At 41.9% G+C, this 7,101-nt stretch carries 11 protein-coding genes and 1 rRNA gene; 3 read left to right on the top strand and 9 right to left on the bottom strand.

Annotation, left to right across the window (positions count from 1 at the left end):
- Positions 1–292: ribosomal RNA gene (locus tag BT147_RS12330) — 16S ribosomal RNA — on the bottom strand; the annotation flags it as partial.
- A gap of 231 nt (positions 293–523) precedes the next feature.
- Between BT147_RS12330 and BT147_RS12325 the strand changes: the two genes are divergently transcribed.
- Positions 524–844 carry a DUF2614 family zinc ribbon-containing protein gene (locus BT147_RS12325; protein WP_072335815.1) on the top strand — a complete coding sequence of 107 codons (321 nt, stop codon included), beginning with the start codon at positions 524–526 and terminating at the stop codon, positions 842–844.
- Between the two features lie 188 nt (positions 845–1,032).
- Positions 1,033–2,307 (top strand): AMP-binding protein, encoded by a 1,275-nt coding sequence (locus BT147_RS12320; RefSeq protein ID WP_072335812.1) that lies wholly within the window; start codon positions 1,033–1,035, stop codon positions 2,305–2,307.
- A 60-nt stretch (positions 2,308–2,367) separates the two neighbouring features.
- Here BT147_RS12320 and perR read toward each other — a convergent pair whose 3' ends face one another.
- From perR to BT147_RS12285, 7 genes are all read right to left on the bottom strand, one after another.
- Entirely contained in the window at positions 2,368–2,805 is a 438-nt protein-coding gene (gene perR, locus BT147_RS12315) for a peroxide-responsive transcriptional repressor PerR (protein ID WP_072335809.1), read from the bottom strand.
- 90 nt (positions 2,806–2,895) lie between these two features.
- Positions 2,896–3,543, bottom strand: coding sequence for an endonuclease III (gene nth / locus BT147_RS12310; RefSeq protein WP_072335806.1), 648 nt, complete (start codon positions 3,541–3,543; stop codon positions 2,896–2,898).
- 27 nt (positions 3,544–3,570) lie between these two features.
- Entirely contained in the window at positions 3,571–4,353 is a 783-nt protein-coding gene (locus tag BT147_RS12305) for a class I SAM-dependent methyltransferase (protein WP_083426549.1), read from the bottom strand.
- Positions 4,354–4,356: 3 nt separating this feature from the next.
- On the bottom strand, positions 4,357–4,824 hold the full coding sequence (gene bcp / locus BT147_RS12300) for a thioredoxin-dependent thiol peroxidase (RefSeq protein ID WP_072335799.1): 468 nt from the start codon (positions 4,822–4,824) through the stop codon (positions 4,357–4,359).
- 71 nt (positions 4,825–4,895) lie between these two features.
- A complete protein-coding gene (locus tag BT147_RS12295) occupies positions 4,896–5,177 on the bottom strand; it encodes a hypothetical protein (RefSeq protein WP_072335796.1) in 282 nt (93 codons plus the stop codon).
- Positions 5,178–5,188: 11 nt separating this feature from the next.
- Positions 5,189–5,392, bottom strand: a complete 204-nt coding sequence (locus tag BT147_RS12290; RefSeq protein WP_072335793.1) for a spore germination protein — start codon at positions 5,390–5,392, stop codon at positions 5,189–5,191.
- A 76-nt stretch (positions 5,393–5,468) separates the two neighbouring features.
- The gene (locus BT147_RS12285) at positions 5,469–5,858 is read right to left on the bottom strand and encodes an Hsp20/alpha crystallin family protein (RefSeq protein WP_072335791.1); all 390 of its coding nucleotides are present in this window, start codon (positions 5,856–5,858) and stop codon (positions 5,469–5,471) included.
- A 140-nt stretch (positions 5,859–5,998) separates the two neighbouring features.
- On the opposite strand from BT147_RS12285, the gene gerPC reads away from it, so the two are divergent.
- Entirely contained in the window at positions 5,999–6,319 is a 321-nt protein-coding gene (gerPC, locus tag BT147_RS12280) for a spore germination protein GerPC (protein ID WP_072335788.1), read from the top strand.
- On the opposite strand, the gene BT147_RS12275 is transcribed toward gerPC, so the two are convergent.
- Positions 6,316–7,101, bottom strand: a complete 786-nt coding sequence (locus BT147_RS12275; RefSeq protein WP_072335785.1) for an ABC transporter permease — start codon at positions 7,099–7,101, stop codon at positions 6,316–6,318. The genes gerPC and BT147_RS12275 overlap by 4 nt on opposite strands.

Below are 7,101 nucleotides of genomic sequence, written 5' to 3'. Positions count from 1 at the left end.
CACCCTCTCAGGTCGGCTATGCATCGTCGCCTTGGTAGGCCATTACCCTACCAACAAGCTAATGCACCGCGGGCCCATCCGTAAGTGATAAATCTTTTACTTGTCCTTCATGCGAAGATCAAGATTATCCAGTATTAGCTCCGGTTTCCCGAAGTTATCCCAGTCTTACGGGCAGGTTGCCCACGTGTTACTCACCCGTTCGCCGCTAGGAGCTAAAAGCTCCTCGCTCGACTTGCATGTATTAGGCACGCCGCCAGCGTTCGTCCTGAGCCAGGATCAAACTCTCCATTGAAAGTTTGAGCTAAGCTCAATTTAAAGTAATTAACAGGTCTTGGTTCATTCACTCTTTAGTTTTCAAGGAACACTTGCTTTTTTTGTTTGTGCCACCGTATCGCGGCGACATGTAATAATATAGCATGCCATAAAATAAGAGTCAATAACTTTTTTCGTTTTTTCTCTGTCTTGAAAATGATACAATATAGGCACTAATGAAAGATAGGCTCTATAGGAGGTAATCATAGAGATGCTCTTATCCGGTAAGCTAAATAAAATACGCACATTCGCGTTATTGCTCGTTTTTCTTGGTGTAGGGGTTATGTACATAGGCTTTATCATTCCTAGCTGGATGGTCGTTTTCTTTATACTCGGATTACTAACGGTCTGTGCCAGTGTCGGAATCTATTTTTGGATTGGGATGTTATCCCTCCAATCCGTGTCAGTAGAGTGTCCAGAGTGTAAAAAGCAAACAAAATTGCTCGGCAAGCGGGATGAGTGTAGCCACTGTCGTGCAATTCTTTCTCTAGATCCAAAAGATGCACCAAATGCTTCCCCTAAAAATCAGTAGTTGATAAAAGGATCTTCTATTTTTCTGCTCCCTTATAAGCGAAAATAGAAGATCCTTTTATTTGCATTTCCTCAAACTCACTTTATCTATGATCCATTCATATTCTGACTTATCCGAAACTATAGTATAGGTACCATTCCATATTTGACTCCAATGTTGGACTTCCATTTTGCAGGAGGGAGAACCCAGTGAAACCTCATAACATCATTGAATTATTATCAAGGATTGTAAAGCACCACTCGGAAAAGCCAGCATTAGTATGGCGCAAAAATGAGAAGGAGCGTGTTTATACATATCAACAACTTTGGTATCAAATCCATGATGTAGCCTACGGATTACAGAAATTAGGGATTCAAGCCGGGGATAAAGTTGCCATCTATGCAAGATCGAATCCAAGAGCCATCATATGCGACTTAGCAATTTTATCCCTAGGAGGCATCTCTGTTCCAATCGATCCGTTACGATCCAAGGAGCAAGTTTATGCATTGATTCAACATGCCAATATTACTTCTATTCTCATAGAAAATCCGGGTATGCTAGAAGAAATCCAACATCTACTTCCCCATATGAAGCATGTAGCCTTACTAACAGGGCGTTCATATCATGTTGGAGCTGTGACTTTTGATACCATGGTTCAATTAGGACAAACCATTTCAAACGATGCATACCAACTACCCTATCCATCTATTCAACAACAGGATCCTGCGACCATGATTTATTTATTTGAAAAGGAACGAATTCGGGCTTTAACATACAGCCACGGAAATATCCTACAACTTGTTCATTCCCTCTCCTACTTACTTCCTATTTCTGTAGAAGATCAATTTTCATCTTGCCTGCCTTATTCCTATTATATAGAGCGTTTGGTCGGACATTTCTACCCTTTGCTATCAGGTTCTAGTATTTCGTATTTAGATTCCACCAGTGGATTTCATCCACTCAACCACCACATCCATTCGACTGTCTGTTTACAGACACCTGAATCCCTGCAACAGTTAGAACGAGAATTACAGCAAACTGCATCCACTAAAACCACCACACTTGAAAAAGTCATTCCCTCTAGGATTCAAAAAGCGGTACTGGATCGCTTTATTAAAAAAGCCACACCAAAAAAATTAGGAGAGCACCTAAGATATCTCATCTCCACAGAGCCTTTAACCTGCCGATGTTCTACAATAGAAGAGCATCTGGAAGGATCGATCTTTGAACTTTTCGGAACAGAGGATTGTCCAGTCATCGCAGTAAGAGAGCATCAAGGAGATGATGAGAAGGTGTTTACTCCTCTTCCTTCTGTGGACGTAAGGGTATCAACTGATAGCATCCTATTAGTAAAGAGCCAAATGATTCGCATAGAGGAATCATGTTCCGATCCAGATTACGAAACCAACATGAAAAATGGATGGCTGTCCACCGGGACTCACGTTGCCTTAACCGCAAGATGCCATCTCCAAATGCAGATATAAAAGAAGGAACAAGCTTCTCACATGTTTGCTTAGTATAGCCTGCATGAAAAGAGCTTGTTCCTATTGAATTTTTTTATAATGTTGACACGCTGGACATGTACCGTAAAACTCTAAACGATGTGAGTCCACTGTATAACCTGTTCCTTCAGCAGCCCGATGTTCTAAATCAATAGGAGCATAATCAAAGTCTGTAATCTTACCACAAGTTTGGCAGATGACATGATAATGATCTTCCACGTTTGCATCAAACCGGCTAGATGCATCCCCATACGTAAGTTCACGAATTAAACCAGCATCCTTAAAAACACGAAGATTATTATACACCGTAGCAACGCTCATATTCGGAAAGTTTGCTTCTAGAGCTTTATAAATCTCGTCTGCTGTCGGGTGCTCCATAGAAGAAAGCAAGTATTGTAAGATCGCATGTCGTTGAGGGGTCATGCGAACACCGCTCTCTTTTAAGGTTTCAATAGCACCTGTCAGGCGGTTCTTGTCCATTTCCCCCACCTCGCTATGTCTGCCAATGAAATGATTCTTACTTTAGAATATCTATAATTAGTCTATTTTCATTTCGCTAAATTGTCAACGCTACTTGATGCTATTTTTCCCATACCAGCAAAATTCAAGCAACTGACAAGAGGTACATTTTGGATTACGGGCACTGCATATCCTTCTTCCATGCCAGATAATGCGGTGATGGGTATCAGTCCATTCGGCTCGTGGAACCCTGCGCATTAATTGCCGCTCCGTCTCTAACACATTTTCACTATCTGCCAGTGCTAGCCGATTGGCAACTCGTTGTACGTGCGTGTCTACTGCCAGAGCAGGTACACCAAATGCGTTACTCAATACCACGTTTGCCGTTTTACGACCCACACCAGGTAACTCTTCTAATTTAGCTCGATTATTTGGAACTTCTCCCTGATACTTCCCCACTAGAATCTGACATGTTTGCAAGATGTTTTTACTCTTATTACGAAATAATCCCAGCATCCTGATCTCTTCTGCTAATTCCTCTGCAGTCAAATTCGCTATATCAAATGGGGTTGGATATTTCTCAAATAGCGACTTGGTCACGATATTTACCTGACGGTCTGTAGACTGAGCAGATAATATCGTTGCGATCAATAGCTCAAACGGGTTGCGATAGTCTAATTCACAGTGCGCATCTGGATACATAAATCCTAATGTGCTTAGAATTTTCTTCGTTGGAACCCGTTTTGGCTTTGGTTTCATCTGGCTCTCCCCTCCTTCACGATACATTTATGCCTTACGTGCTTCGATAATCAGCTCTTCACTTTGATGCGAGAAGGGACTGCGATAAAACGTGCCATATGTTTGGACAACTTGAAATCCACAAGATTTTAGCAAATGGAACAACTCAGTAGGAAATGAATACCGAATCTCTAACATCGTACGAATTCGCTCGAGTGACTTGCCTGACTGATCAAATCGCTCCATATATCGCGTAATTTGGGCAAGCTGATAAAAAGGCTCGATTTCTGTAAAATCATACAGTTCGATCTCATCTTCTGTCCCTGGAACGGGAAAGGTACCTCGAAACTGCTTTTTCCCATCCATCCCTACAAACTGATCCATGAAAGGCACAAAAACATTAAAAGCAAGAACTCCATCATCTGTTAGATGACGATATATATTTTCTAAGGTTTTGATTTGACCCTCCACATGGGTTACATGCATAAAGGAGCGGTACGGGATGATGACTAACGGGAATCGGGAATCCGGCAATTCAAAGTCCTGCATATCTTTCTCCATAAACTGTACATGGGAAGATACCCCGAGGGACTGTGCCTTTTGCTCCGCACGATGTAACATCTCAATCGAATTATCAAGTCCTGTAATCGGCAATCCTTCTCTGGCAATCGCCACTGTCACCCGGCCTGTTCCACATCCCAACTCCAAAACAGGGCCTCCTGAAACCTTGGCCAGTTCGGTATAATACGTCGTATCATGATCAAGACCATTTGAAGTCCAATCGTAGTAATTAGGCCAATCGTAGGAAGTGTTGGCGTTCAAAGAGTTCACTCCTTAGTTAGATTCCAGATTCTGCTTGATAAATTCAAGTGCTTGCTCCACATGATCCTTCACTTTTACTTTCCGTTCTTCTTTCACGATGATACCTTCTTCATTTATGACGAAGGTAGATCGCTCAATTCCCATCGCTTTTTTGCCAAACATATTTTTCTCCTTATAAACCCCGTACATACCACATACTTTTCCATCTTCATCACTTAATAGAAGGAAAGGAAGATCATATTTTTCAATAAACTTCGTATGCCTTGCTACAGAGTCCCGGCTAATCCCTAAAATCACCGTATTCGCTTCTTCAAATGAAGAATGGGTATCACGAAAATCACACGCTTGGGTCGTACAACCAGGCGTCATATCCTTTGGATAAAAATAGAGAATCACATTTTTGCCGCGAAATTGTGATAATGTAACAGAGTCACCATTTGAAGCAGGTAACGTAAAGTCTGGGGCTTGTCCATGAAGCATGTTCTTCACTCCTATGTCGTAGTTGATTTGATTTCATTGTATCAAAAAAATAGCCCTCTACCAAAGCATGGCTATCTTTCTTCATTCTTTCGGACCATTGGTGGAGCTACATCTCTAGGAGGAGCTATATCTCCTGGAGGAGCTACATCTCCTGGAGGAGCTATATCTCCTGGAGGAACGATATCCCCAGGTGGAACCACAGGTGCAATTTGGTCTCCATTAGGAGGAACTGGAACTTGCGGAACAGACGGTATTGCAGATTTATCCATGATATTTAGTGTCGTACCTATATTCACCGATCCAGCATTCGAAACAGCTTTGATATCAAGGTATCGAATCTCTACATGTACCATCCATTCACCTCCTACGCCTGATCAATAATATCAGGATCAATATAGACGTTATTTTCACAGTCAAAATTCCGAGTAAAATCACCTACTGGGGAGGAGCCGCCAAGCGATTTACTATTACTTTCTGCGCCAATATTGATGGTATTGCCAAAGTTGACGGAGGCAGCACTGGATACACTGTTTATTTTAATATTAAATATGTTATTAATAGTTGGCATGCCGATCGCTCCCTCCCTCCATGAGCTTCTTTATCATATGAAAGGAGAGTGGGCGATGACACACCTTTACTTCATTCTACAATTTCGGATAACGCAGTTCTAGGACACCTCTACGATAACGAGCATGTTTATATTTCCTCGCAACGGGCGCCCCCAATGAAACCGTCTTCGAAAACGGACCTTGTTTCCGCTCTGAAATAATGACTTCATGGTCTCCATATGATTCCGCCACATTTCCACTGATCGTTAATTGATCCCCTTCTACCTTGATATCCACCGCACGGAATTCTTCCACTCCAGGTAGGTTTACGAGTACAATTACCTCATTTTTTCCTTGGTACACATCAACTGCTGGGTATGATGAACTTGCCTTTGATCCTTGGGAACCCACGATATCTTGAAAAAATTCGTCCCCTAAAAACTGTTTGGCTAATTGCTGCCAGCGGGAAAAATCTTCTGTCTTCAAGGATGATCCCCCCTATTCTCTCTTGTTACTACTATTCAAATAAAGCTTGACTAAAAACTAAAATTCTCTGCATGTTGTAGCAAGACAAGCGCATATAACTGTTAAGAGAAGTGAATAGCAGAAAGCAGGAGTTGGGAAAATTGACTTGGGAAGAAATGTACACACGAATTCAACGGCTAGAGCAAGAAGTGCATTCGCTAAGACGTGATAACTGTCTCTTGCAAGAACAGGTAAATCAAATCAAGCCGATCGCCATTGAACATATCACCTATAAAGTACAGGAATTACATGTAGAAACATTAAGCGGAACCTTAAATGTTGGCTTAGCCTCACAAGCAATGGTCGAGGACATGAATGGTTTTGTAGATGAGATCACCGAAAAATTTGGGACAAACTTAGAAATCAATCCTGGGCGGAATAGCACACAGGAGAAATCATCAAATAAAAAAGAAGGTGCTTAGCTACCAGCACCTTTGTAATTCTCTATTCCACGATTCCAACTATAAAGTCCAATTGAGAAGAAAACGGCTCCCACAACTGGCGTTAACATCGCGTACACCTTCCAGTCACCATTGCCTAACAGATAACTCGCAGGATAAAACCCAACAAAGGCAAAGGGCAAGATCCATGTCAACACAAACTGGATGATTTTCGAGTAAATATTAACTGGATAGCGTCCATAGGTTCCGATGTTATACACTATCGGTTGGATATCGGATTTCGAGTCCGAATAGAGGCTGATACTGGTCAACGCTACATAGATACCCGCATATACGGCCACTCCGCCTAACACAAACATGATAAAGAGAAGCGGATCATACCAAGCCCAATCGAGCGGCAAGTTCCAAACCGCCCAGCCCATCACAATGCCTCCCGTCAGCACACCCATCAATGATTCAGGTGCCATGGACTCCATAATGACTTGAACTAAACTATGGACAGGTCTCGTTAAAACCCGATCTAACTCCCCACGAATGATGTATTTATCATTAAATCCCCATAGGTTGAAGAACGAGGTAAAGACTGCCCACGGGATTAAGAAGTAACCATAGATAAAAATAACCTCGTAACGGCTCCAGCCGCCTAAATGCTGCGTATGTCCAAATACGACTAATATAAAGACAAGGTTAATCGCTTGAGACATCAAATCGGTAAAAAACTGCGATATAAAGTCCCAGCGATATTCCAATCTTGCTTTCATATATTGCTTAAAATACTCCCATAAAAGCTGAAATTGAACCAT

The organism is Thermoactinomyces sp. DSM 45891 (assembly GCF_900119485.1).
Taxonomy (GTDB): Bacteria; Bacillota; Bacilli; order Thermoactinomycetales; family Thermoactinomycetaceae; genus Baia.
Note: the sequence above shows the minus strand (reverse complement) of the source record. Positions and strands in the feature narration are given on the sequence as shown.